1 protein-coding gene is annotated in these 1,082 nt (G+C 71.8%); it reads right to left on the minus strand.

Translation table 11 applies throughout. The features are described 5' to 3' along the window. Positions 1 to 225: 225 nt before the first annotated feature. A partial coding sequence (locus tag G6020_RS12190) for an MFS transporter (protein WP_182610813.1) occupies positions 226 to 1,082 on the minus strand: 857 nt, incomplete at its 5' end.

Below are 1,082 nucleotides of genomic sequence, written 5' to 3' on the forward strand. Positions count from 1 at the left end.
CCTGGCGGACCCCGTCCCTCACCTGGCGGACAGAATTCGTGTCCGGCGGGCCGTCCTTCGCATCAGATGTCCGCCAACCGGGGCGGGGTGTCCGCCGACCACAGCCAACCACGGTGGGGTCGGGGCGGGGTGTCCGCCAACCACAGCCAACCACGGGGGTTCGGGGTGGGGTGTCCGCCAACCGGGGGAGGGGTGAGCAGGGGGCTGCGAAGAGGGCTGCCCGGTTCAGGCGCAGCGCTTCTCGCGGCGGCGGTCCACCACGCTGAACGCCAGCGCGCCCGCCGCCAGCGCGGCGATCAATCCCAGTGCCGCCCGGAACGCGAGCAGCCAGTCGTCCTGGGATTCGACGATCCAGAACAGCACGCCGGGCACGACGGCCGTGCCGATCGCGGTGCCCATGCGCTGGCCGAGGGAGATGATGCTGCCGGCCACCCCGCCGTACGCGGGGTCGACCGCCCGCAGCGTCAGCGTCTGGTTGGGGGAGATGGTCATGCCCTGGGCGGTGCCCATCAGCGCGGCGGGGGCCATGAAGATCAGGTAGCCCACCGCCCCGGATTCGACCGACCCCGCGAGCAGGATGAACGTGCCCAGCGCGGTGAGGGTGAGGCAGAACCCGACGATCACCAGCCGACGCCCGAGCTTCAGCACGAACCGTCCCGCGACCTGCGCGGACACCGCGGCGCAGATCGAGGCGGGCAGGCTCACCAGCGCGGAGTCGATCGGCGCGTACCCCAGGTGGAACTGCAGGTACATGGGCATCACGATCCACAGGCTGGTCCCGCCCATGAAGTAGATCGAGACGATGATCATGCCGTTGCGGAACGCCGGGTCGCGGAAGATCTCGGGATTGACCAGCGGCGGTCGACAGACCCGCTCGTAGCGGCGCTCCCACCAGGCGAACGCCCCGAGCAGGGCCACCCCGAGTGGCACCAGGGCCCACAGCGCGGGGTGGGCCCCGCGGTTGAGGAAGGGCAGCATCACCGAGAGCACGGCCGCCCCGAGCAGCACGATGCCGACCGGGTCCAGGTCGAGGCGGCGGCGCGCTGCCTTCTGCGGCGGGGTCACCGGCGCGGAGGCGTTGG

Source organism: Dietzia sp. B19, from assembly GCF_014145155.1.
GTDB classification, from domain to species: Bacteria; Actinomycetota; Actinomycetes; order Mycobacteriales; family Mycobacteriaceae; genus Dietzia; species Dietzia natronolimnaea.